General features: G+C 32.0%; 18 protein-coding genes. 4 read left to right on the forward strand and 14 right to left on the reverse strand.

What is annotated here, in order from left to right:
• Both ACJTHF_RS01230 and ACJTHF_RS01235 read left to right on the forward strand, forming a co-directional pair.
• Positions 1 to 846 (forward strand): DegV family protein, encoded by an 846-nt coding sequence (locus ACJTHF_RS01230; RefSeq protein ID WP_088592452.1) that lies wholly within the window; start codon positions 1 to 3, stop codon positions 844 to 846.
• Positions 847 to 852: 6 nt separating this feature from the next.
• Positions 853 to 2,184 (forward strand): CoA-disulfide reductase, encoded by a 1,332-nt coding sequence (locus tag ACJTHF_RS01235; RefSeq protein ID WP_107609383.1) that lies wholly within the window; start codon positions 853 to 855, stop codon positions 2,182 to 2,184.
• A gap of 340 nt (positions 2,185 to 2,524) precedes the next feature.
• Here ACJTHF_RS01235 and ACJTHF_RS01240 read toward each other — a convergent pair whose 3' ends face one another.
• The 11 genes from ACJTHF_RS01240 to ACJTHF_RS01290 all read right to left on the reverse strand — a co-directional run bounded on the left by ACJTHF_RS01240 (position 2,525) and on the right by ACJTHF_RS01290 (position 18,261).
• A complete protein-coding gene (locus ACJTHF_RS01240; protein WP_232156542.1) occupies positions 2,525 to 3,946 on the reverse strand; it encodes an alpha-amylase family glycosyl hydrolase in 1,422 nt (473 codons plus the stop codon).
• Positions 3,947 to 4,099: 153 nt separating this feature from the next.
• Entirely contained in the window at positions 4,100 to 4,444 is a 345-nt protein-coding gene (locus ACJTHF_RS01245; RefSeq protein WP_037588863.1) for a YisL family protein, read from the reverse strand.
• A gap of 206 nt (positions 4,445 to 4,650) precedes the next feature.
• Positions 4,651 to 5,556 (reverse strand): fumarylacetoacetate hydrolase family protein, encoded by a 906-nt coding sequence (locus ACJTHF_RS01250; protein ID WP_037588862.1) that lies wholly within the window; start codon positions 5,554 to 5,556, stop codon positions 4,651 to 4,653.
• Between the two features lie 76 nt (positions 5,557 to 5,632).
• Positions 5,633 to 6,760, reverse strand: a complete 1,128-nt coding sequence (locus ACJTHF_RS01255) for a DUF418 domain-containing protein (protein WP_078355596.1) — start codon at positions 6,758 to 6,760, stop codon at positions 5,633 to 5,635.
• Positions 6,760 to 10,398 carry a helicase-exonuclease AddAB subunit AddA gene (addA, locus tag ACJTHF_RS01260; RefSeq protein WP_217843872.1) on the reverse strand — a complete coding sequence of 1,213 codons (3,639 nt, stop codon included), beginning with the start codon at positions 10,396 to 10,398 and terminating at the stop codon, positions 6,760 to 6,762. The genes ACJTHF_RS01255 and addA overlap by 1 nt, the downstream gene beginning before the upstream one ends.
• Positions 10,395 to 13,865: a helicase-exonuclease AddAB subunit AddB gene (addB, locus tag ACJTHF_RS01265; RefSeq protein ID WP_232156543.1), complete on the reverse strand. Its 3,471-nt coding sequence runs from the start codon at positions 13,863 to 13,865 to the stop codon at positions 10,395 to 10,397. The genes addA and addB overlap by 4 nt, the downstream gene beginning before the upstream one ends.
• Before the next feature lie 96 nt (positions 13,866 to 13,961).
• Complete coding sequence (lepB, locus tag ACJTHF_RS01270; protein WP_048540120.1) at positions 13,962 to 14,528, reverse strand: signal peptidase I; 567 nt, start codon at positions 14,526 to 14,528, stop codon at positions 13,962 to 13,964.
• Positions 14,529 to 14,547: 19 nt separating this feature from the next.
• On the reverse strand, positions 14,548 to 15,078 hold the full coding sequence (lepB, locus tag ACJTHF_RS01275) for a signal peptidase I (RefSeq protein ID WP_048540121.1): 531 nt from the start codon (positions 15,076 to 15,078) through the stop codon (positions 14,548 to 14,550).
• Positions 15,075 to 15,689 (reverse strand): TVP38/TMEM64 family protein, encoded by a 615-nt coding sequence (locus ACJTHF_RS01280; protein WP_048540123.1) that lies wholly within the window; start codon positions 15,687 to 15,689, stop codon positions 15,075 to 15,077. Before ACJTHF_RS01280 ends, lepB (ACJTHF_RS01275) begins: the two co-directional genes overlap by 4 nt.
• Positions 15,690 to 15,920: 231 nt before the next feature.
• Positions 15,921 to 16,829 (reverse strand): nuclease-related domain-containing protein, encoded by a 909-nt coding sequence (locus ACJTHF_RS01285; RefSeq protein WP_084754932.1) that lies wholly within the window; start codon positions 16,827 to 16,829, stop codon positions 15,921 to 15,923.
• Positions 16,830 to 16,923: 94 nt separating this feature from the next.
• Positions 16,924 to 18,261: a glucose-6-phosphate isomerase gene (locus ACJTHF_RS01290; protein WP_058591476.1), complete on the reverse strand. Its 1,338-nt coding sequence runs from the start codon at positions 18,259 to 18,261 to the stop codon at positions 16,924 to 16,926.
• Positions 18,262 to 18,471: 210 nt separating this feature from the next.
• On the opposite strand from ACJTHF_RS01290, the gene ACJTHF_RS01295 reads away from it, so the two are divergent.
• On the forward strand, positions 18,472 to 19,674 hold the full coding sequence (locus ACJTHF_RS01295; protein ID WP_058591477.1) for an argininosuccinate synthase: 1,203 nt from the start codon (positions 18,472 to 18,474) through the stop codon (positions 19,672 to 19,674).
• Positions 19,671 to 21,044 (forward strand): argininosuccinate lyase, encoded by a 1,374-nt coding sequence (argH, locus tag ACJTHF_RS01300; protein WP_107603128.1) that lies wholly within the window; start codon positions 19,671 to 19,673, stop codon positions 21,042 to 21,044. The genes ACJTHF_RS01295 and argH overlap by 4 nt, the downstream gene beginning before the upstream one ends.
• 46 nt (positions 21,045 to 21,090) lie before the next feature.
• Here the strand turns inward: argH and ACJTHF_RS01305 are convergent, their stop codons facing one another.
• The 3 genes from ACJTHF_RS01305 to pruA all read right to left on the reverse strand — a co-directional run bounded on the left by ACJTHF_RS01305 (position 21,091) and on the right by pruA (position 25,249).
• The gene (locus ACJTHF_RS01305; RefSeq protein ID WP_048540128.1) at positions 21,091 to 22,335 is read right to left on the reverse strand and encodes a Glu/Leu/Phe/Val family dehydrogenase; all 1,245 of its coding nucleotides are present in this window, start codon (positions 22,333 to 22,335) and stop codon (positions 21,091 to 21,093) included.
• 108 nt (positions 22,336 to 22,443) lie between these two features.
• Complete coding sequence (locus tag ACJTHF_RS01310; protein WP_049319830.1) at positions 22,444 to 23,634, reverse strand: ornithine--oxo-acid transaminase; 1,191 nt, start codon at positions 23,632 to 23,634, stop codon at positions 22,444 to 22,446.
• 70 nt (positions 23,635 to 23,704) lie between these two features.
• Positions 23,705 to 25,249 (reverse strand): L-glutamate gamma-semialdehyde dehydrogenase, encoded by a 1,545-nt coding sequence (gene pruA / locus ACJTHF_RS01315; RefSeq protein WP_058591479.1) that lies wholly within the window; start codon positions 25,247 to 25,249, stop codon positions 23,705 to 23,707.
• Positions 25,250 to 25,256: the final 7 nt, after the last annotated feature.

The raw sequence follows: 25,256 nt of genomic DNA on the forward strand, positions 1-25,256 counted from the left end.
ATGAAAATGATCGTAGATAGTGGTTCAGATATAACGTTATCTCAAATTGAAGAAAAAGGATTTTACTTCTTACCTTTCGGAATTGTCATTGATGATCAAAATAAAGTTGATCAATATGAAATCTCAAACGAAGAAGTATTAGCAGCAATCAAAAACAATAAACATCCAAAGACGAATCAAGCTACTATGGAACAAATGACAAAAGTATTTACTGAAGTTGCTGAAAAGAAAGAAAAAGCCATTTACTTAGCTTTTAGTAGTGCTTTAAGCGGGACATATCAAACGGCTTGTTTAGTTAAAGAACAAGTGAAAGAAACATACCCAGACCTTGATTTAACAATATACGACACACTAAGTGCATCAATGGGATGCGGTAAATTAATTCTCGATGTACAAGATAAAATTGAACAGTCATATACTTTTGAAGAGCTTGATGCTTATATTAAAGAACGCATTGATAAAATTAGACACCTATTTACAGTTAAAGATTTAAACTATTTAGCAAGTGGTGGCAGACTTTCTAAAGGACAAGCATTTTTAGGTAACTTATTAAATATCAAGCCACTTCTTCATGTTGAAGAAGGCAAACTTGTTCCGATTGAGAAATTTCGTGGTTCTAAAAAATTATGGCATGCCATTATAGATAAAATGCAAAACGAAAATAGTGATTACTCTGATGATATTATTTATATGACACATGCTGATGATATTGAAGAAGCTGAAAAAATTAAAGCACTGATACAATCATCACTTTCACCTCAAGATGTTGTCATTTCAAATATTGGCCCAGTTATATGTTCACATACTGGTAGTGGCACAGTCGCTATATTCTATTATAAGGAGTGATGGTAAGTGGCTAAAATTATCGTAATCGGTGCAGTTGCTGGAGGCGCAACAGTTGCATCGCAAATTCGACGACTTGACCCGGATAGTGACATAACAGTTTATGAAAAAGATAGAGATATGAGTTTTGCAAACTGTGGCCTTCCCTATTATTTAGGAGAAGTTGTAGAAGATAGAAATATGATGTTATCAACAACACCTGAACAATTTAAAGACAAAAAACATATTACAGTCAAAACGTATCACGAAGCCATTGAATTAAATGATACTAAAAAAACAATCACGATTAAAAATCATGAAACTGGTGAAATTTTTGAAGATTCATATGACAAACTTATTTTAAGTCCGGGTTGTCGTGCAAGACATTTAGGTTTTCAATCTGACCGTGTATTTACATTAAGAAACTTAGTAGATACTGACAAAATAGAAGACTTTATTCAAAGAGAAAATGTCCAATCAGCATTAATTGTCGGTGCTGGTTATGTGAGTCTAGAAATTTTGGAGAATTTATATAATAGAAATATCCAGACAACTTTGATTCATCGTAGCGACCACATTAATAAGAGTATGGATAAAGATTTAAATAAAGTCATATTTGATGAGTTAGAAAAAAGACATATTCCATATAGATTAAATGAAGAAATTGCAGATATTTCAGGACGAGAAGTAACTTTTAAATCAGGGAAAACAGAATCATATGATTTAGTCATAACTGGAGTCGGAATTGAACCGAATAGTGATTGGTTAAAATCATCTTCACTTAAATTAAATGAAAAAGGCTATATCCCAGTAAATGAATATTTCGAAACGAATTTAGAAGATGTATATGCATTAGGTGATGTAATCGAAACATTCTATAGACATACAAAGAAACCAACTAGTGTTACTTTAGCTTGGGGTGCCCATAGAGCAGCAGCATTAATCGCCGAAAACATTACATCAAAATCATCAAGTTCTAAAGCCACTTTCAAAGGTTTACTTGGTACAAATATTGTAAAAATGTTTGATTATGCATTAGGCAGTGTTGGCGTTTCAGAAAGTGAACTCTCAAATTATGATTATGAAGTAGTTGAACAAACTCAAAAACAACATGCTGGCTATTATCCAAGTGCCGAACCACTTACATTACGTGTTTATTTTGATAAAGCAACACGCAAAATATTACGTGCATGTGCAGTCGGTAAAGATGGTGCTGACAAACGAATCGATATCATATCTACAGCAATAATAGGAGACCTAACTGTAGACGAACTACGTGATATCGAGATCGCTTATGCACCACCATTCTCTAGTCCAAAAGATATTGTTAATATGATTGGTTATAAAGCACAATCAAAATAAAAGCATGTGAATATTAGTAGAGCGACCTGAAAATGATGTTTTCAGGTCGCTAATTTATTTTATCGGTCTGATAATCCCGTTTTCGGGTCGATAAATTTTATTATCGGCCTGGTAATCCCGTTTTCGGATCGCTAATTTTATTTATCGGTCCATATTTCCTGTTTCTAGACCGGTAAATTTTTTTATCGGTCCATATTCCTCGTTTCTAGACCGGTAAATTTTTTTATCGGTCCATATTTCTGATTTCTGGACCGGTAATTTATTTTATCGGTCCAGAAACACACCCCCTACTAGCTCTAACAATGAAAAAGCTGGGACACGGATGTCCCAGCTTTACAAATTATTGATTATTCTTTTGTCGTTTACTTCTTCTTGATACTAAGAAGATAAATAATCCAAATAATAGGATTACAAGTACTGCTGCTACTAAATAACTATTATTCAGTCCTCTTTCATTAATTATTGCATATAGTTCACTTTCTTCTCTATCCGTAATTAAGTTATATCGATTATCTTTACCTTTAATATTATCTCCTAATATAAGACCCGATAACATTTTATTTTTTTCAATAAGCTTATCATCTAATGTAACTTTTTTAGACTTACTGCTATCGTTAATATTCAAGATATAATCAATTGTATTTGTGTCATAATAAAACAAGTTTGTGCCTTTGTCATGCGGCAATACTTTCACTTTACCTTCATACAATTCTTGATATTGTTTAAAGGTATCAGCAATTTTTTCTAAATATTTGATAACTTCTTTATCCGTTCTAAAGTTCTGTAGCTGATTGATTGTTTCGATTTTCGAACCGTTTACAGCTATTTCTGTACCATAGTTCATTATAACTGGACCTTTATATCCCCACATATATGTCATTAATTGTTTAATACGTGTTCCAGGGAATTTGTTCTCATCTGCAGCATGTTTTGTGAAACGTTCTGTAAACCAAGTATCTGCAATGAGTACTTCACCTTTCTGATTATAAGTAGGAATTTCCGTATTTTCAGTTTTAAATGCATTTTGAATAGCGGTACGAGTTGCATTTGTCGATAAATGTTTAAAGTTCTTTGCGTTTATACCGTCTTTATTTATGATGCCGTATGTATCCAATCCTTCTGGTAGGAAAGCTTCAGCATCTATACCATCTTGAACGATATTCATCGAAACACCATCGATATAATATTTATCAACAAAATTTTTAACTTTCGCTTTGTAAATACTTTGATTCTCACTATTCTTTAAATCTATGAACTGATCATTCTTGAAATATGATTTTTGAATTTGATTTAAATCACCATCTGTAGATAGCTTAAAATCATCTGTATATGTAACGGGCATATCAACGATGATTTTCATATCTTTATGATGTACTTTATCAACTAATGATTTAAATGCTTTTTCTCCACCTAGAACTTTATCGATATCATCATAGTTTTTTACTTTATATCCTAAAAAATCTTTCTGATCATGTGAAAAGACTGGTGAAATATGTATCGTATTAAATCCCATATCATGAATATAGTCTAGCTTTGATTCAATCCCTTGGAAATCCCCTCCAAGTGGTAAATCATTCGATTGATTATTATTTTTAATCATCTTATTGTTGTCGTTATTTCCATTCATAAAACGATCAACCACTAAACTATAAATTCTAGGGTATTTAACATCCTCGTATTCTTTATCTTTCGCAAAAACATAGCTACTAAAAAGTGGTGCGATTAATATAATCGATATGATTATCTTTGTCCATTTATTCATTTATACAACCCTCTTTATTACCCAATTAATTCTATTATACTAAAACGTTTACTTAACTGATAGAACTACATGAAATTGTCATAAATAAATTCAATAAAAAAATCCAGTCATGTCTTGTAATTACAAAATCATGAATGGATTGTAAAGTGGCTATTAACCAAAGTGTAATACGCCCATTGGTAAATAACTACCTAATAAAATCGTTAATACCATTACAACAATTGTTGCAATGAATAATCCTTGGCTGTTTTTATTCTTTTTCTTCTTAGCAATTGTCACTTCAATTAAACCAAGAACTGCAAGTCCAAGAATAAATTTAATACCATAAAGCATACCGTTAATTCCCATAGCTTGCATGAAAATAACAAAACCAGAAATTAAAGTAAATACCATGAATAATCTTAAGACCATATGCACTGGTTTATTTGTAACTTTCATGTATACAACGAAGAATAAGATAATCGTAACTAACCAGCTAAAAATATGGAAATGTATCATATTTAGTTCCCCCCAAATATTCATATTTCTTTTCCAATAGCATTATAACATAGGAACAATTAGAATAAGCTCATTTTTTAAAAAGCAAATATTAAAGTTAGCGCATAATTCACAATTTATTCAAATGTTCGTCCTACTAAAAAGAATACCCCCTATTCCAAGTTTCTAACACTTGGTTTAGAAGGTACTCTTATATATTACTTTATTTATTTTTCACTAATGAATGTTGTTAATGTTCCGATACCATCAATTGTAACTTTAATTTCATCACCAGGTTGTAAAAATTGTGGTGGGTTCATACCAGCACCAACTCCAGCTGGTGTACCAGTAGCAATGATATCCCCTGGATGCAATGCTACATATTTAGAAATTTCAGCAATTAATTCGTCGATTTTTAAGATCATTTCATTTGTATTACCATCTTGACGAATTTCATTGTTCACTTTAGTTACAATGTTAACATCTTCAGGTAATGGTAACTCATCTTTAGTTACGATATATGGACCCATTGGGCATCCACCTGTTAATGATTTAGAAAGGAATGCTTGATCATGTTCCTTTTGAGCATTTCTATCTGTAATGTCATTGATGATTGTATAACCATATACATAATCTAAAGCTAATCCACGTGGGATTTTTTCTCCATGTTTACCGATTACAACGCCTAATTCACCTTCATAATCTAACTTGTCTGTTACATCTTTATGATTCGGAATTTCTGCGTTATCACCAGTTAAAGATGATGCTGCTTTAGTGAATACATATAATCTATTAACTTTATTATTTAATTCTTCAGCGTGTTTTTTGTAATTACGTCCGAAAGCAATTACATTATTTGTAGGTGTTACAGGTGGTAAAAACTCGATATCCTCAAAGCTATATTTATAATCGTCTTTCTCAGCAGATTCTTCTACTTTAACGACTGCTTTACGAACTGCTTCTTGGAAATCAACATTTATATTTAATTGTAAACCTTCTAATAATGTCTTAGGATTAAAACCTTCTTCTCCAAAGTCTGCAAATACTTTGCGTAGATCCCAAACCGCTTCTTCGCGTTTTACTTTCACACCGTATGAAGTGATATCTTTATGTTTAAAAGTTAAAAATTTCATTCACTCTGTCAACTCCTTCTTATTCTTAATTTCGATTATACCGAATTTTTAGATAAATCGCATGCTTTTCAATCGATTATTTTAAATATGTTACTTTTCTCCATAATTTTTCCAATGGTCCTTGTTTAAATTTTAATAAATACAGATAGCTTAAGATAAGTTGCACGCAATAAATAACAATACCTATGATATAAATGGTTAAGACAGGTAACTTACCGTAGTAATTTAAACCAACACCATAGAATATTAAAATACATATTATGCTTTGTGAAATATAAGTCGTTAAGCTTAGTTTTCCGATAGATTGTAATGGCGTTAAAATTTTTCTAACTGTTTGATCTTCACATAAGATGACAAAGAACATAATATAGCTCAATGCAACAATTGGACCACCAATCATCTGACTCATTAATTGTGATGTTACAGAACCTTCTAACACGATTTGAATCATTTTAATTGCTAAACCTAAAATTAATACAACAACCCCTATCACCATATATAGATTTTTATGTTGTTTAATTTTGTTAAACCAATTAATTTGATGTGCATAAATGCCGAATAGCATAATCGGTAAAATAGAAAATGGTCCTACTAGAATGGCGTTCGCAATATTCATACCAAAATATTTCAAATTAAAGCCAATAATCGATACATAATCAGCACTTGATAATATATTATTAACTCTTTCTAATTCTTGTAATCCTACAAAGCTTTCTATTTGCGTGACATCTTTTAATAAAATCATTGGCAGTAAATATAACAGTACAAATATGCCGATTCCTATTGATAGTGCAACTAATGTATATTGTGGTTTTAAGCGCACAAATATGATTGCTATTAAACCTAACAATGCATATGTTGATAATATATCACCATAAAAAATGAATACGCCATGAATGATACCTAGCAGTAATAAAAATAATAATCTTCTTGTAATCATTGGATAGTAGTTTAATCCCTTATCCAAACTATTTTGATACATGATGGATAAACCGTAACCAAATAGAAATGCAAATATTGGATAAAATGAAGCGATTATAAATAATGAACTGATTTTAAACCATGCACCATCTTGATGTTGAAAAAATTCGAACGGATTGATGATTTGATATGGATATGCAAAGGTTAAAATATTCATAAGTAATATACCTAGTAAACTAAACCCTCTTAATGCATCAATACTAAATATTCTTTGTTTTGCCATTAATGATTCTCCTTGATGTGTTTCGTTCCATATTGAAAGAAGTATAAATAACCTTCAACTGGTTTCTTCAATATTGTTTCTAAAGTATTTTGATAATAACGCATTTGAACGTCATATTTTTGTTTCATCGTTTCTGCTACTTCTTCTTTTGTTTTACCTCTACGAACGATAAATGCATCTGTTTTATAATCTATAAATGATACTTTATCTCCTTCAATAAAAATACAATCTATCATCCCTTGGATAATCGGTTTATTATCTTTTTCAGAAACATCGAAAGATAAACCTTGATCGATATCATCTTGACCAACTACAAAAGGTACCTCTCTCATAACTTTATCCGCATTGACTAACCTTTTGTATAAATCAGACTTTGTAAACACTTCTATTAATGATAAATCTAAATCTTGCATAGCGTCATCAGGTAGTATTTCTTTATCCATCAACTCGTGTACAAGATTTTGTAAATCTTCTACAGTTAAACCTTCTTGTTTTAAAGGAAGATGTTGCATAACTGCATGCATCAAAGTACCAATTTCGGCACTTTGTCTTTTTTGTTTAGTCATAAACTTAGGTCTGTCATATGATTTAGTACCAAGCTGATATTGTCTTACAATTTGATAATCCGTTCCTGCTTCTTCAGTTTCGCGTTGACGTTTAATTTCAGAAACAGATTGTTTTGCTGCAATATTTAACAATTGTTCATCAGGATATTTGTACACCATCTGATTATAAATTTCATCCTTTTTCTCAGAAGGTATATAATTCATGAGTGTATCTAGTGTTGGCTTTTCGTATGAGATATCTTGTTCTTCATCTTGTTCTTCGTCACGTATGATATTGATATTAAAAGATTCACTTCGTTCAGATTTAAATGGCATTGAGTGTGATAGACCATTATCTTTCGATTTAGCAAGAACTGAGGAGATAAGATCAAATGGTGATTTCGCCTTCACTCTATATTCAGATTCAATCATTTCATCTTGATCTGCACTCACAAGCCCTATTTTTTCAAGTGCTTTATCACTTTTAACACGACCAATAAGATATAATCCCTCTTTGGCTCTTGTTAATGCGACATAAATCAATCTCATTTCTTCAGAAATCATTTCTGTTTCATTTATATTTTTAAATATAATAGATGCTAATGTTGGGAATGAGACTTCTTTTTCAATATTGAAATATGATAAAGCTAATCCATATCGATTATTTAAGATAACATGCTCTCTTAACTCAGTACGGTTAAATTCACGTGTAATACCTGAATAAATAACAAATGGAAATTCTAGCCCTTTACTACTATGAATCGTCATCATACGTACAACATCATCATTAGGACCTATCACACTTTCTTGTCCGAAATCTTGGCCACGTTCGATTAATTCATCAATAAATCTAATAAATTGGAAGATACCTCTTAAACTAGATGCTTCAAATTGTATTGCTTTATTTAATAAACCATATAAATTCTGTCTTCTTTGAACACCACCAGTAAGGCCACTAAAGTAAGAAATTAAATAATAGTCATTATATAATTTATCCAACAGTTGCCATACCGGAACAGATTTACTATATGCTTGATAGTTTTTCAATTGCGTTAAAAATTGATTAAGCTTTTCTACTAGTGCTGCATCCGCTTCTGCATTTGAAATATATTTATAAATAGAATCAATATAGTAAATTTCTTGTGGCGCTTTATTTCTAATTTCAGCAAGCTCATCTTCTTTAAACTGAAAAGCGATTGACCGCATAACACCGACTAAATATTTATCTTGCAATGGGTTATCTATCACACGTAAAAATGAAAGCATCAATCTAATTTCATTTTGTTCGAAGTAGCCTTTTTTCGATTCTACATAGAACGGAATATTCACTTCTTTAAATTGTTGTTGCAAGTGCATCGCATTACTATAACTTCTCTCAAGAATTACAATATCTTTGAATGTTGCTAGTCGATAACTTTGCGTTTTTCGATCATATACGCGTTTGTTATCTAATATATATTGCACTTTATCTACAATAGCCTTTGCTTCAATCAGATTATTATCTTCTACTTTAAAAGAATCTTGGACGATAATATCCATTTCTAGTGGCGTATGTTGTGAATCATAATCTGCACCGTAATACAATTTAGCTTCATCGTTATATTCAATTTCACCTACAACTTCATCCATCATATGAGAAAAAATATAATTAGTATTATCGAGCACTTCTTTTCTAGATCTAAAGTTCTTAGATAAATCGATCACTTCACCTGATGCTATTTCCTGATTATTAAATCTTTTATATTTTTCTATAAATAATTCTGGCTCAGCTTGCCTAAATTTATAAATGGATTGCTTCACATCACCAACCATAAATAAGTTACCATTATGCTCTTCTCCGCGTTTAATACAACTGATAATAGCCTCTTGTACTCTATTGGTATCTTGATATTCATCTACTAAAATTTCATCAAAGTAATCTCGATATTGCAAAGCAATTTCTGAAGGGTTGCCATCATCATCTGTCAAAATATCTAAAGCTAAATGTTCATAATCAGAGAAATCAATAATCCTTTTTTGTTGTTTAAGTGATTGGAAATATTTAATGACATCTTTAGTGATATCCGCAATCACTTTCACTCTTGGTCCCATATCTTTCATATCTTGAATTAAATCTTCTCTACTTCTGCTGAGATAACCTTCAGTCAGTTCTTTTAAGTGGTCAAGATAGGCTTTATGATAGTCTTTACCTAGTTCCAGTAATTGCTCTGATCCTTCATTTTCAGACTTAATCTTCGCACTATTTGTCGGTAATTTCTTTGCTGCCATATCTAAATGTATTTGATCAAGTAGCTTACTACCTTCAAATACGCGCTCTAACCAAATGCGTTCACCTTCAAGATACGTCACATGTTTATCGACTTCATTCAAGTGTTGATAGCAATCTATTGACTGATACAAAGCATTTTTAGCACTATCTAATTTACGATAAATAAGTTGGTCAAACATTTTAAAATAAGCGTGATTTTCATCAATTTGATCATATGGTTGAGCCAATTCATTTAACCACGCTAAAGGATCTGCATGTGCAATACTAAATCGATATAGACGGTTCAATAATGCTCTTAAAGGCTCGTCAGAACGGTCATTTGATAGATGCTCAACGATTTCTAAAAATGTCTGTTCATTCTTTTCATAATAGCTTTCTAACACATCATCTATTGCCTGTTCTAATAAAACAATACTCTCAACTTCATTTGCAGTTCTAAAGTTTGGGTCAATATCAATCGTGTCATAATGTGATTTAATTAATGTTAAACAAAAGCTATGAAGTGTAGAAATTTGAGCTTGATGAATTTTAATTCTTTGTGACTTCAAATGTTCATCTTCAGGATATTTAATACTTTCTTTTTGAATCGCAGCATTGACTCTTGCTTTCATTTCTCTCGCACTTGCGTTAGTGAAGGTTACAACAAGCAGCCTATTAACGTCTTGTTTGTTACGCATAATTTTTTGAATTATACGTTCAACAAGCACAGCTGTCTTACCGCTTCCCGCTGCTGCTGCAACAAGGATATCTTTCCCTTCGCTATATATCGCTTTCCATTGATCATCCGTCCACTGTACATCTATCGGTTTTTCTGGCAATGTCATTCTTCCGCCTCCTCTCTCAACATTTCGATGATTTCATCTTTCGTTAATGAATGTTCGATTTCTCTATATTGCTCTGTATCAGTTATAGGATCGATGTGACAAACTGATTTAAATTCACAAAATTGGCATGGTAACCTCTTTTGATATCGCATAGGCGAAACTTCTGTATGCCCATCCATAATTTGTGTAGCTGTTTCAACAAAGTTTTCTCTATTTTTATTCATTAATTTGAAAAATAGTTCTTCATCTAAAGCTTTACTATAACTATTTAATTCACCATTTTTCTTTTTCGTAACAGGGATCATGTCAGATTTTAATTGGTCTATCAATTTATCATCAAGCGCATCGACTACTTCAGGATTTCTATTCACATATCCATCCATTTTGAATTTTTCAATAGTTTGTTGATAAATATCATCTACTTCTGGAATTCCTCCCCAACTTGTTGCTTTAATTTCAGGTTCATGCACATGGAAATACAATAATGCACCAGGTGATACGTTATCTTGTAGATTTAACAAAGTTTTATTTTGGAGTACGACATCTAAATACGTAAACATTTGCATTTGCATACCATACATTACTTTAGTTAAATCTAAGCTTGTCTCCGATGACTTATAGTCAATAATAGACACATAATCTTTATCTTTACATTTATATACATCCAATCTATCAATTTGACCTCTAATATTAATTGGAATTTTTCGTTTCGTTGATAAAGGCGTCGTTTTTAATTGATGTTTAGATGTTGCACCAAAGTTTAATTCAAATTGATAGGCTTTGAATTTTGAATGACTTGTTTGATACTTCATTGCTTCTAATGTAGATTTCAAAATATTTTGGATGCGTAATTTTAAATATCTATAATGAGCAGTACGATGTAGTACATCAAATTGAATTTTAGGCAAGCTTTCATCGATAGCTTCGTTTATTAATTTGGCCATGGATTGTGCTGATAACTTACTAAAGTCACCATTTACTTCATCTGAAATATATTTCAATGTTTGATGGAATATATTACCGATATCGACACTTTGAATTTGATATTTCGTACGTTCGTTTAATTTTAAACCATGTGAAACATAATGTTTAAACGGACATTGATTATACGTTTCAAACCTTGATACACTGGCATTTATTTTCTGACCGTAAAGCGATTCTGATACATCTGTATTTAATTGGACTGTATCATTTTTATACGTTAAAGCTGATGTTAAAAATTGAACAGTATGGTCTAAATGATGAATATCTAATAAAGCATGATACGCATCTAGCCATATATCATTAACAATCTCATCATTCATCCAATCATTTAAATGTTCAAATATATGCATTTGACTTTGATGTTCATGTTCTAATAATTGAATAGGATTATGCTCTATATTTGATTTTAGAGATTGAACTTCAAGATTTGTAAATAATGATTGAATCGTATTGATAAATGGACTCTTTTCTCTAATTTCTCCACCATCGGACATTAAACTATATGTGAATACAACTTCTTTCTTAGCTCGTGTCATCGCAATATAACATACAAACGCTTCATCCATCTGTAAAATATCACTCGTCGGGCTTAATTCTAAACCGCTTGAAGTTGCTAATTCTTTTTTCTCATCGTCTGTTAATAACAACATTTGATTAGATACTTTCGGTAAGACACCGTCATTCATACCAAGCAAGAATACAATTTCTTTATTATCCACTTTGGCTAAATCCATATTACCGACTGTTACTTCATCTAATGTTTGCGGAATCATTGAGAATTCTAATTCATCTAGTCCTCTATCCAATATTTCAATGTATTCATTTAAAGAAAGTGTTACATCACCTAACACTTCTACGATGTCATCAAATATGCGTATTGTACCTTCCCATACTTGGTCAATTTCCTCTGCTTCTTCAAACTGATGCTTTATTTCTAATTCGTCGCGCATCGTCATTAAGTGCGTAGGTAAATCAAACTGTTCGATAACGCCATATAATCGATTCGTAAAGTCTTCCACTGTTTGACTATCAGCTAAAGCTTCGTTCAACTTTTCAATTCGATTCACAACATAATCTTTTAAGTCGATAACACTCTGAATTGTTTTTCTATCTTCTTCTATAAATGTATCTTCTTCTTTTCTTAATGATTTTTTGCCGAGTTTTTCAAAAGATTCAACTGTGAAAAATTCTGGATTCGTCCATCTCTTACCAGATATCCCTCTTTCAAATGCATAGTTTTCTAATATATCAATTAAGTATGACGCATTTGGGATATGGCTTGTTAAGATACCTGTCTTCAACATGCGCATGACAGGTTCAAATCTCCATCCAGTTTGAATAACTTCTAACATTGATCTTAAACATTCAATGAACGGATGATATGCCATTTTCTTTTTCGCGTCATGATTATAAGCAATATTAAAATGCGGTAATACCGTTTCAATCAGCTGCTCATAACCTGGATCACGATAAAGTATCGCTATGTCTTTGTAAGATAAATGTTCTTCTCTCGAACGTCTTAATATCTCTCTCGCAACGTATTGCACTTCGTCTCTCATATTGGATGTTTCAATAATTTTTAAACCTTCACTATCAATAGTATTCGGTAGCAATGCATCAAATTGACTTTCCAAATGCTTTAATACTTTTTGATTATTGAATCGTTCCGTTGTCTTAAAGTGCGTATAATTAATCTTAATTTGTAATGCATCCGCAATGTCTTCAACGTGATTGAGAGATTCCGATGTTTTTCTAAATAAGCTAAATGGATCTTTGTCTCCATCTGTCGTTAAACCGATTGTAACCGACTTACTATATTTAACTAAGGCTTCAATAACGCGATATTCGAGTGTTGAAAAGTTATGAAAACCATCTATATAAATATCTGCTTGTTTGATGTAGTCTGAATTTGGTATTTTCTCAATTAATTTATACAAGACATCTTCTGCTTGTACATAGCGGCCGTTTAATTGATCCTCTAACGCTTTATATATTGTTTCGATATCACTAAGTTTATCTTTCATTCTTTTAGGAATCGTTTCGTTGTATTCAATATAATGTGATAAATCATCAGGACTTACATTATATTTTTTAAAGTCTTTAATCTCATTCATCATTTTATGACTAAATCCATAATGTTGAATAGTAGACTGATATAAATTTAACTGTTTTTTATGTGTATGTAATAAGTGATATGTCAGCATTTCTAATGCTTCATCTGAAATTTGTTGTTCAACAAGACCACCTTCATCACTTAAAACTCTCCAACTTAATCTTTCAAATCCGAATACTGAAGTACGTATACTTCCTTTTAAATTAGGATTTTTAACAAATGCTTGTTCATATTGGAAGGTATTTTGAGTTGGTGTCAAAAATATAATTGGGTCTCCTAATGGATTTTCAATCATAGCTTTAGTCATTTGATTAAGCATTTGATTCGTTTTCCCGGTCCCACTTCGTCCAATCCATACATTTAATTGCATTTATTTCTACCTCCCTTACGTTCTCTTATTCATTTATTTTAACATAAAAAGAACACCTCACTTAATTTCAAAGCAAGGTGTTTAAGATCTTTTATATTAGTTTGTAGATGGATCAAAATTATAATGGAATTGGTTAATTGGCCAGAATCTTAATGCAACTTCACCAACAATGACATCTTTATCAATCAAACCAAATGAACGACCATCTTTACTTACTTCACGATTATCTCCTAAGACTAAATATTCATCTTTAGGAATTTTATTGGCACCATTTGAATTCACTAAATCTTTCACTTCAAAATTCTCTGTCAATAAATCACGTGACTTATTCGCTTTGTTTGCTTTCAAGTATTCTTCAGGTACTTTTTTATCATTTACATATAATTGATCATTTTCATATTTCACTGTATCACCAGGTTTACCGATAACACGTTTCACATAATCATCATTCTTGTTTGCGTGGAATACAATAACATCTCCGTTATCAATATCTCCCACTTTATATCCAATTTTGTTAACGATTACTTTTTCACTATTTTTTAAAGTTGGGTACATAGAATCGCCAGAAACTGTATATGTTACAAATAAGAATTTCTGTATCAGTAATACACATACAACTGCTACTGCAATCGCCACAACCCATTCAAATATTTCTTTTTTCAAAAATGCCACCTCATTATTATTATTTATCAAAATTCACATCTATTTGATTAAATGGATAATATCTTAAATTCACAGTACCAACGATATCATCTTCATGTACAAAACCAATTTCTCTTGAGTCTCTGCTATTGCTACGATTGTCACCTAATACTAGATATTCACCATTAGGAATAACATCACTTTTAGAGCCTTGAATGGTTCTTGTACTAAAATCATCAGTCTTTATATTATCATTTAAATAACGCTCATTTACATGAGTACCATTAATATACAGTTTGTTGTTTTTCATTTCAACTGTGTCGCCTGGCAACCCGATAACTCTTTTAATATAATCAGCATTTTTATTCGCATGAAAAACGATAACATCACCGTTATTAATTTGTCCAAAATTCTTAACAAGCTTATTAACAATTACTCTATCATTATCATGAAAAGTTGGTTTCATTGAGTCTCCGTCTACAACATAACCGATGAATAAAAATGTTCTTACAATAAATAATAATACTAACGCAATTATAATTGCAATTATCCATTCGAATATTTTTTTCATTTTTGACTCCTATTTTTTAAGCGTTTATCAAAATATTTTTCTAAGCCTTTTCCAACTAGCCAGAGCACAAATATAATCACGACTACTATTATACTCTTTTTAGGACTTGCAAAAAAGGAATTTATATCGGCACCAATGAAACTTAATGTAAATATCATAATGGCTTTTGATAAAATTAACGCGATTAAATAGACTTGTTTACTAATGTTTGAAAAGGCACTAACCATATTAACTAAAGCACCTGGCGTAAATGGAAAGCACAACAAAATAAACAGTGGTCCGAATCCATGTTCATCAATCCACTGAATAAATCTTACAACTCTAGGCTGTTCAATAACCCTTTTCATAAAAGGCTTTTTAGAAATTACTCTAAAGATTATAAAGACTATATAACTTCCCGAAACAGTACCAGCCCATGTAATGATAAAACCTAACAATAATCCATAAGCATTTACATTAGCAATTACAAATAGAATGATTGGCAAAAACGGTAAGAATGCCTCAATAAATGGCAATAAAAATGCTATGAATATCCCGAACGATCTAAACGTTTCAATTAATTCAGTAATGTTCTCTTCACTGAACCAATTCATTAAATCTTGTATTAACATGTAACGCAACTTCCTTCTTAAATTTAGATTAATTATACCGATAAATGTGTAAATAGAAAAGTAAATTGACATCATACAAAAGTCGTATCTTTAGGAATGAGAAGGAATTCATTGGTTGGTAGGGGGTAATGATTGCTCAGTAGGAGGAATTTAGTTTATGGAGATAATGCTCCTGTTTTCGGGTCGCTATTTTTATTTATCGCCCTGAAATTCTCGTTTTCAGGTCGATATTTATTCATAAGACATATATTTCGTTGATTTTGCTTTACCAACTCTTTTGAAATTTTTATATAGTATTCTTTTAATCGCGCTATTTGAGACCCCTGTCCACATTTCTGCTTCTTTTACTGAAAATGGTGCGCCTTTTAATAAATATAATTCTTCTAATGATTGAATAATAATATTCGTTCTATTCAATGCTCTCTTACAATGATGACATTTCAAATATTTTCGCTTATTAAATAATTCATCTACTCGAATCAACTTTCGACAGTTTGTACATCGAACGCCTCTTTTTAAATCTTTATATTCTATATTCAAATTTGGTATTTGATTTGTATTTAAAAATGGTTCGTGTAGGCTTTTTAGTTTACAGTATATCCATTTATTCTCTTCATATTTAAAGTTTTGTGATACCATATCTTTTATTTTATGTACCTCACTTTTTAAAATAATATTCATTCGTGATCGTAAATCACCATGTAACGTGAAAGTTGGATGTATAAAAACAACATAGCTTTCTACTTTGCGTTTTAATTTATATTTCTCAACGATTCTTTTCAAGCCTTCTTGAGCGACTTCATATTGATTAATAAGATCTTTAGATACAAAACCTGTACTTCTATATAGTTTGTGATTTTCAAAATAATAGTCACCTGTATAATTTTTAATTTCAAATTGGATGATGGCATCGTCTGTTATGACTACAAAATCAAATTGAATGTGATTATAATTTTTAATCTGTAAATCATACAGCCACCATTCTGCCCCATAGCTTTCAAGTATTTGAGCGAATGCTTTTTCGCCTTCGTACCCTTGCTTTGTGACTTGGTATTGTTCATCTATATTTTCAGGTAACTCATCCACCCTATTTTGCAATGCATCAATATAAGTTAAAAATAAATTTTTACGTATTTTCATAAAATATCACTCATTTCTTCAAAAAATTCAAATTCAAAATAAAAAAAGTCCTCCAAATTAAATTTGGGGACTTTTTTCTAAAATACGTTTCATATTATAGTCTATCTTCTAATTCTTTTTTCAAGTCTTCGAATCCTGGTTTACCAAGTAATGCGAACATATTTTGTTTGTATGCTTCAACACCTGGTTGGTTAAATGGATTCACGCCTAACATATAACCACTCATAGCACATGCTAATTCGAAGAAGTATACAACATAACCGAATGTATATGCATCTAATTGAGGAACTTTAACAACTAAGTTTGGTACGCCACCATCTGTATGTGCTAATAATGTTCCTTGGAATGCTTTCGTATTAACGAAGTCAACTGTTTCACCTGCTAAGAAGTTTAAACCGTCTAAATCGTCTTTATCTTCTTCAATTGTAATATCATGTTTAGGACTTTCAACTTTTACAACTGTTTCAAATAAGAAACGACGGCCTTCTTGTACATATTGACCAAGTGAATGTAAGTCAGAAGTGAAATTAGCACTTGATGGATAAATACCTTTGAAGTCTTTACCTTCAGATTCACCGAATAATTGTTTCCACCATTCACTGAAGTATTGTAAAGCTGGTTCGTAGTTGATTAACATTTCTGTTGAATATCCTTTTGCATATAAGATATTACGAATTGCTGCATATTGATATGCAATATTGTCATCAAGTTCTGAAGATGATAAATCTTCACGCGCAGCTGCAGCACCTTTCATCATATCTTGTATATCAATACCACTTGCTGCGATTGGTAATAAACCAACTGCTGTTAATACTGAATATCTACCACCAACATCATCTGGTACGACAAATGTTTCATAACCTTCACCAGTAGCTAAATCTTTTAAAGCACCTTTTTCTTTATCAGTTGTAGCAAAGATACGGTTTTTAGCTTCTTCTTTACCGTATTTTTCTTCTAAAATTTTCTTAAAGATTCTAAATGCTACTGCAGGTTCTGTCGTTGTACCTGATTTAGAAATAACGTTAATAGAGAAATCTTTACCATCTATATACTCAATTAAATCATGTACATAAGATGAAGATAAATGATGCCCTACAAATATAATTTGAGGATTCTCACCTTTTTCATAATTAGCAAATGTAGAATTTAACATTTCAACTGCTGCACGAGCACCTAAATATGAACCACCAATACCAATTACAAGTAATACTTCAGATTGTTCTTTGATACGTTTAGAAGCAGCTAGAATTCTATCGAACTCTTCTTTGTCATAATCTACAGGAAGGTCAACCCATCCTAAAAAGTCGCTACCTGCTCCAGTCTTTTCATGTATAACATGATGTATATTTTTTACTAGATCACGTGATTGTTCTAACTCATGTTCACCAAAAAATGTTAAAGCTTTTTTATAATCAAATTGAATATGTGACATAATATCCTCCTATGTAATCTATATTTAATTTCAACAACGTCTTTATTTTACTCTAGTTTTCATAGGCTTTCAATTGAAATGCAACGATATACTTTTACATGCATAAATATTTAAAATAACTATTGAACATTCATTCCTAATATGATATTGTATGTTTATCGATTAAATATACAAAATATTAAATATTAATACAAAAGCGAGGTTTTTTTAATGACTAACAAAGTTGTATTGGCATACTCAGGCGGGTTGGATACGAGTGTTGCAGTAAAATGGCTAATTGAAAAAGGATATACAGTAATTGCATGTTGTTTAGATGTTGGTGAAGGTAAAGATTTAGAACTAGTTAAACAAAAAGCATATGATATGGGTGCAGAAAAATCATATGTAATAGACGCAACAAAAGAATTCAGTGAAGATTTTGTTGGTTATGCAATTAAAGGTAATACAATGTATGAAGGTAGTTATCCACTTGTTTCTGCATTGAGTAGACCACTTATATCTAAGAAATTAGTTGAAATCGCTCAAGAAGAAGATGCGATTGCAATAGCACACGGATGTACTGGTAAGGGGAATGACCAAGTACGTTTTGAAGTAGCTATTAAAGCATTAGCGCCTCATATTAAAGTATTAGCGCCAGTACGTGAATGGTCTTGGAGTCGTGAGGAAGAAATTGATTATGCTAAAAAACATAACATTCCAATTCCTATCAATTTAGATTCTCCATATTCAATTGACCAAAATTTATGGGGTCGTAGTAATGAGTGTGGTATTCTTGAAGATCCATTTGCGACACCACCAGAAGATGCTTATGATTTAACGAAACCAATTGAAGAAACACCTGATACATCAGAAGAACTTGAAATTGTATTTGAAAAAGGTTTACCTATTTCAATCAATAATAAATCATATCCGTTAGATGAATTAATCTTACAACTTAATGAAATTGCTGGTTTACATGGTATCGGCAGAATCGATCACGTAGAAAACCGGTTAGTTGGTATTAAATCACGTGAAGTCTATGAAACACCAGGTGCAAAGGTTATAATGGAAGCACATAAAGCATTAGAAACGATTACTTTAACTAAAGACGTTGCACACTTTAAACCTGTAATCGAAAAACAATTAGCTGAACAAATCTATAATGGATTATGGTTCTCTCCATTAACAGATAGCTTAAAACAATTTATCGATTCTACACAAACTCAAGTAACAGGTACAGTACGTGTTAAACTATTTAAAGGAAATGTAATCGTTAATGGACGTAAATCTCCATTTAGTTTATACAATGAAGCACTTGCAACGTACACTAAAGAAGACGCATTTAACCAAGAAGCAGCTGTAGGATTCATTGAAATCTTCGGTTTACCTACTAAGGTTAAAGCATTATTAGAAACAGAGGGTGTTTTAAAATGACAAAAAAAGCATGGGGTGGAAGATTCGAGTCTAACCCTGAATCATGGGTAGATGCATTTAATGCATCTATCCATTTTGATAAAAATTTAATTGATCAAGATATTCAAGGTAGTATTGCACATGCAACAATGTTAGCAGAGCAAAATATTATCAAAACTGAAGAATCAAATCAAATTATTCAAGGTCTAAAAGATATCCAAGCCGACTATTATAACGGTAATCTTGAGCTGTCTGAATCACTTGAAGATATTCATTTAAATATTGAACATGCTTTAATTCAGAAAATTGGTCAAGTAGGCGGTAAATTGCATACTGGTAGAAGTAGAAATGATCAAGTTGCAACGGATATGCACCTTTATACGAAACAACATGTTCAAGAGATTCTTACACTTATAGAATCTCTTCAAAAATCAATTCTTCATATTGCTGATGAACATGTGCATACCATCATGCCCGGTTACACGCACTTACAAAGAGCGCAACCTATATCTTTCGCGCATCATATCATGACTTATTTCTGGATGTTAGAGCGTGATAAATCGAGATTTAATGATAGTTTAAAAAGAATCGACATCAGTCCACTAGGTGCTGCAGCTTTAAGTGGTACAACGCACCCTATTGATAGACATCGTACACAAGAACTTTTAAACTTTAGCAGTTTATATGAAAATAGTCTTGATGCAGTTAGTGACCGTGATTATATCGTTGAAACTTTGCATAATATTTCATTAACGATGGTTCACCTATCAAGATTTGCTGAAGAAATTATTTTCTGGTCTACTGATGAAGCTAAATTTGTTACATTATCAGATAGTTTTTCTACTGGATCATCGATTATGCCGCAGAAGAAAAACCCTGATATGGCAGAATTGATTAGAGGAAAAGTTGGAAGAACAACGGGTCATTTAATGAGTATGCTCGTTACTTTAAAAGGCTTACCATTAGCATATAATAAAGATATGCAAGAAGATAAAGAAGGACTGTTTGATGCCATTCATACGATTAAAGGCTCATTGCGTATTTTCGAAGGTATGATATCTACTATGCAAGTGAATAAAGAGCGTTTAAATGAAACAGTGCATAAAGATTTTTCTAATGCTACTGAGCTAGCTGATTATTTAGTAGAACAAAATATACCTTTTAGAGAAGCACATGAGATTGTAGGTAAAATTGTCTTATGGTGCATTCAAAATGGAAAATATTTATTAGATGTACCATTAGAACAATATCAATCTTACAACGAACGTATACAAGAAAATGTATTTGATTACTTAAAACCTGAAAACTGTTTAAACCGTAGAAAAAGTTATGGTTCAACAGGCCAAGAGTCCGTCCAACATCAAATTAATGTCGCTAAAAAACTCATATAATCAAAAAACACACCATGCAAAATGGTGTGTTTTTATTGGTTAAGGCTTATGCCCAACCTCTATATCTAGCCGCTTCAGCTGTACGTTTAATACCTACAATATAAGCTGCTAATCTCATATCTATTTTTCTATTTTCTGCTAAGTTATAAATTGTATCAAAAGCTTTAACTAATTTTTCACGTAGTTTTTCGTTAACTTCTTCTTCAGTCCAGTAATAACCTTGGTTATTTTGTACCCACTCGAAGTATGAAACTGTTACGCCACCAGCACTTGCTAATACGTCTGGCACAAGAAGAACGCCACGCTCACTTAATATTTTAGTTGCTGCCATTGTAGTTGGACCATTAGCTGCTTCTACTACAATTTCAGCTTTAATATCATTAGCATTATCTTCTGTAATTTGATTTGAAATCGCTGCTGGAACAAGGATATCACAATCAATTTCAAATAATTCTTTATTAGAAATTGTATCATCAAATAAATTTGTAACTGTTCCGAAGCTATCACGACGATCTAATAAATAATCGATATCTAAACCTTCAGGATCATGAAGTGCACCATAAGCATCTGAAATACCTACTATTTTAGCGCCTTGATCATATAAGAATTTCGCTAAAAAGCTTCCTGCGTTACCAAATCCTTGAATAACGACTCTTGAACCTTCGATTGTTTTTCCACGTCTCTTAGCTGCTTCTTCAATTGCAATAACAACACCTAATGCAGTAGAACGATCTCTACCTTGAGAACCACCTAAAACAATAGGTTTACCAGTAATAAATCCTGGAGAATTAAATTCATCCATTTGACTATATTCATCCATCATCCAAGCCATAATTTGTGAGTTTGTAAATACGTCTGGTGCTGGAATATCTTTTGTAGGACCTACTATTTGAGAAATAGCACGAACATATCCACGAGATAATCTTTCTACTTCATGAATACTCATTTGTCTTGGGTCACAGACAATACCACCTTTACCACCACCATATGGTAAATCTACAATTCCACATTTTAACGTCATCCACATAGATAATGCTGTTACTTCTTCAACATCAACATCTGGGTGGAAACGAACCCCACCTTTAGTTGGTCCAACTGCATCATTATGTTGTGCTCGATAACCAGTAAATGTCTTAACAGAACCGTCATCCATTCTAACAGGTATACGCACTGTTAATAATCTCATTGGTTCCTTAATTAAATCGTACATTCCCTCGTCAAAACCTAATTTATTAAGGGCTTCACCAATAATTTCTTGTGTCGATGAAACTAAATTTAAATTTTCGCTCATGATCCTCTTCGCCTCTTTTTTAAATACTTTTAATCTCTAAATAATTGTAACATAATTGATTATTTTTAAAAGGTCTTAAACGTTTTTTTGTAAACGTTATCAGTTTTTTTATTTAAAAACAGACTTAACTTGATCAAGTGCCCAATCTAAATCTTCTTTTTCGATAATAAGTGGTGGTGCAAAACGAATAACTGTATCATGAGTTTCTTTACATAACAGACCTAATTCTTTTAATTTTTCACAATATGGTCTTGCATCTTCAGTTAATTCGATACCAATGAATAAACCTTTACCTCTTACTTCTTTAATTGATGGATGATCAATTTTTTGTAATTCTTCTTTGAAATAAGTTCCTAATTCTAAAGAACGCTCAGATAATTTTTCATCAATTAGTACGTCTAATGCTGCAACAGATACCGCACATGCTAGAGGGTTACCACCAAAAGTAGAACCATGTGAACCTGGGTTAAATACTTCTAGAATTTCTTTATTACCAACAATACATGAAATTGGGAATACGCCTCCACCTAACGCTTTACCTAAGATATACATATCTGGTTGTACATTATCCCAATCTGTTGCGAATAATTTACCTGTTCTACCAAGACCAGCTTGAATTTCATCTGCAATGAATAATACATTGTTTTCATCACAAATTTCTCTAATTTGTTTTAAATAGCCGTCTTCAGGTACATTAATACCCGCTTCACCTTGAATAGGTTCAATTAATACGGCTGCTGTATTTGGTGTAATAGCAGATTTAATTTGTTCAATATCACCGAAATCAACAAGTTTGAATCCACCTAATAATGGACCATAACCTCTTTGGTATTCTTTTTCTGAAGAAAGTGAAACTGCAGCCATTGTACGACCATGGAAGTTACCATTCATCGCAATGATTTCTGCTTTGTTATCTTCTACACCTTTCACATCATAAGCCCAACGTCTTGCAGCTTTAATCGCTGTTTCAACAGCTTCTGCACCTGTGTTCATTGGTAATACCATTTCTTTGTTTGCTAGTTTACAAATTTTTTCATACCAAGGACCTAATTGATCACTATGGAATGCGCGTGAAGTAAGTGTTACACGATCTGCTTGATCTTTTAATGCTTGGATAATTTTCGGATGACGATGACCTTGGTTAACTGCAGAATAAGCAGATAACATATCTAAATAGCGATTGCCCTCTGGATCTTTAACCCAAATACCTTCCGCTTCTGAAATTACAATTGGTAATGGCAAATAGTTCGGCGCACCAAATGTATTTGTTTGTTCAATGATTTCTTGTGACTTTGTCATATTAAATCTCCTCCCATTAAAACAGTAGAGCATATAAACGCCCTACTGTATTTTTATTATTTCAACAATATTATAACATTTCTGATGTCGTACGTCCTTGTAAGTGCAGTACTAAGTAGTCTGGTCCACCTGCTTTAGAATCTGTGCCTGACATTTTAAAGCCACCAAATGGTTGGTAACCTACAATAGCACCTGTACATCCTCTATTGAAGTATAAGTTACCTACCATAAAGTCTCTACGTGCTTGTTCTAATTTAGAGCGGTTATTTGTAATAACGCCACCTGTTAAACCGTATTCTGTATCATTCGCAAATTCAATTGCTTGATCAAAATCTTTTGCTTTGCTGAAACCAACAACTGGTCCGAAGATTTCTTCTTGCATGACTCTGTCGTCATGTTTTAAATCAGCAATGACAGTTGGGTTAACGAAATGTCCTTTTTCTTCGTCAGTTGTACCACCTGCTACTATACGGCCTTCTTTTTTACCGATTTCGATATATTTTTTAATTTTGTTTAATGAGTTTTCGTCAATTACTGGACCCATATAATTAGCTTGATCAGTTGAATCACCGACAGTTAATTTTTCTGTACGTTCAACTACTTTATCTAATAATTCATCATAAATATCTTCAACTGCAATGACACGTGAACATGCTGAACATTTTTGACCTGAGAATCCAAATGCTGATTGTACAATTGAATCAGCTGCTAAATCTAAGTCACCTTCTGAATCAACAATAATTGTATCTTTACCACCCATTTCTGCAATAACGCGTTTAAGGTGTGTTTGGCCTTTTTGAACTTTTGCAGCTCTTTCATAAATAGAAACACCTACATCACGAGAACCAGTGAATGAAATAAGACTTGTATCTTTATGATCAATTAAATAATCACCGATTTCACTTGATGAACCTGGAATGTAGTTTACCACCCCTTTTGGTAAACCTGCTTCTTCTAAAACTTCCATAAATTTATAAGCGATAACTGGCGTTTTAGATGATGGTTTTAATAACACAGTGTTTCCTGTTACGACTGGTGCTACAGTTGTACCAGCCATGATTGCAAATGCGAAGTTCCATGGTGAAATAACAACACTTACACCAACTGGTAAATAATTATATTTATTATATTCTCCTGGACGACTTTCTACTTTTTTACCGTCTTTTAATTCAAGCATTTGACGCGCATAGTATTCCATAAAGTCGATTGCTTCAGCAGTATCTGCATCTGCTTCTTTCCATGGTTTACCACCTTCTTTAGAAAGTAAAGCTGAGAATTCGTGTTTACGACGTCTCGTAATTGCTGCTGCTCTGAATAAAACGTCAGCACGGACACTTGGATCAGTATCTCTCCATGTTTTAAAGGCTTCTTTAGCAGCTTCCATTGCCTTTTCAGCATGTTCTTTGCTTGCTTTAGAAACTAATCCTACTGTTTCTTCAATATTTGATGGATTATATGAACGTGTTTTATCTTCTGTAAATATACGTTCTCCTCCAACAATAATTGGATACTCTTTTCCTAAATATCCTTCAACTGTTTTAAGACCTTCTAAATAAGCAGCCTTATTCTCCTCTTTCGTAAAATCAGTAAATGGTTCGTGTTTGTATGGAATCATTAAAGTA

Origin of the sequence: Mammaliicoccus sp. RAM2, assembly GCF_045897195.1 — a bacterium.
GTDB classification, from domain to species: Bacteria; Bacillota; Bacilli; order Staphylococcales; family Staphylococcaceae; genus Mammaliicoccus; species Mammaliicoccus sciuri.

What these genes read in the sequence shown, in the direction of transcription:
- ACJTHF_RS01310 (WP_049319830.1), bottom strand. Translation starts at nt 23,634, where the DNA reads ATGACAAAGTCACAAGAAATCATTGAACAAACAAATACATTTGGTGCG.
- ACJTHF_RS01255 (WP_078355596.1), bottom strand. Translation starts at nt 6,760, where the DNA reads ATGGCAAAACAAAGAATATTTAGTATTGATGCATTAAGAGGGTTTAGT.
- ACJTHF_RS01290 (WP_058591476.1), bottom strand. Translation starts at nt 18,261, where the DNA reads ATGTCACATATTCAATTTGATTATAAAAAAGCTTTAACATTTTTTGGT.
- ACJTHF_RS01250 (WP_037588862.1), bottom strand. Translation starts at nt 5,556, where the DNA reads ATGAAATTTTTAACTTTTAAACATAAAGATATCACTTCATACGGTGTG.
- addB (WP_232156543.1), bottom strand. Translation starts at nt 13,865, where the DNA reads ATGCAATTAAATGTATGGATTGGACGAAGTGGGACCGGGAAAACGAAT.
- ACJTHF_RS01305 (WP_048540128.1), bottom strand. Translation starts at nt 22,335, where the DNA reads ATGAGCGAAAATTTAAATTTAGTTTCATCGACACAAGAAATTATTGGT.
- ACJTHF_RS01245 (WP_037588863.1), bottom strand. Translation starts at nt 4,444, where the DNA reads ATGATACATTTCCATATTTTTAGCTGGTTAGTTACGATTATCTTATTC.
- pruA (WP_058591479.1), bottom strand. Translation starts at nt 25,249, where the DNA reads ATGATTCCATACAAACACGAACCATTTACTGATTTTACGAAAGAGGAG.
- ACJTHF_RS01285 (WP_084754932.1), bottom strand. Translation starts at nt 16,829, where the DNA reads ATGAAAATACGTAAAAATTTATTTTTAACTTATATTGATGCATTGCAA.
- argH (WP_107603128.1), top strand. Translation starts at nt 19,671, where the DNA reads ATGACAAAAAAAGCATGGGGTGGAAGATTCGAGTCTAACCCTGAATCA.
- lepB (WP_048540121.1), bottom strand. Translation starts at nt 15,078, where the DNA reads ATGAAAAAAATATTCGAATGGATAATTGCAATTATAATTGCGTTAGTA.
- ACJTHF_RS01280 (WP_048540123.1), bottom strand. Translation starts at nt 15,689, where the DNA reads ATGTTAATACAAGATTTAATGAATTGGTTCAGTGAAGAGAACATTACT.
- ACJTHF_RS01230 (WP_088592452.1), top strand. Translation starts at nt 1, where the DNA reads ATGAAAATGATCGTAGATAGTGGTTCAGATATAACGTTATCTCAAATT.
- addA (WP_217843872.1), bottom strand. Translation starts at nt 10,398, where the DNA reads ATGACATTGCCAGAAAAACCGATAGATGTACAGTGGACGGATGATCAA.
- ACJTHF_RS01240 (WP_232156542.1), bottom strand. Translation starts at nt 3,946, where the DNA reads ATGAATAAATGGACAAAGATAATCATATCGATTATATTAATCGCACCA.
- ACJTHF_RS01295 (WP_058591477.1), top strand. Translation starts at nt 18,472, where the DNA reads ATGACTAACAAAGTTGTATTGGCATACTCAGGCGGGTTGGATACGAGT.